This window comes from Mesorhizobium sp. M8A.F.Ca.ET.207.01.1.1 (genome assembly GCF_004794715.1).
Classification (GTDB): Bacteria; Pseudomonadota; Alphaproteobacteria; order Rhizobiales; family Rhizobiaceae; genus Mesorhizobium.
On the sequence record NZ_SRUS01000551.1, the window covers coordinates 1 to 288 of the forward strand.

Below are 288 nucleotides of genomic sequence, written 5' to 3' on the forward strand. Positions count from 1 at the left end.
CCGCGGGAAGGGCTCTGACCCCAGGGCAGCGCTTGAGGGCCGGGCGCCGCAAGGCCTCCGGCCCTTTCTGTCTCAACCGATCTGCCGCCACTGTCCGGGCTGCAGGTCGTCCAGCCGGTAGGGTCCCATCGACACCCGCACCAGCCGCAGTGTCGGCAGGTTCACCGCCGCCGTCATCCGCCGCACCTGGCGGTTGCGCCCCTCACGGATCGTGATCGCCAGCCAGCTGTCAGGCACGGTCTTGCGGAAGCGTACCGGCGGATCGCGCGGCCACAACGAGGGGGCCTG

The 288-nt window shown here is 71.5% G+C and carries 1 pseudogene; it reads right to left on the reverse strand.

The window, feature by feature from the left end:
- Positions 1-72: 72 nt before the first annotated feature.
- Positions 73-288, reverse strand: a pseudogene (locus tag EN850_RS35785) (pseudouridine synthase); the annotation flags it as partial.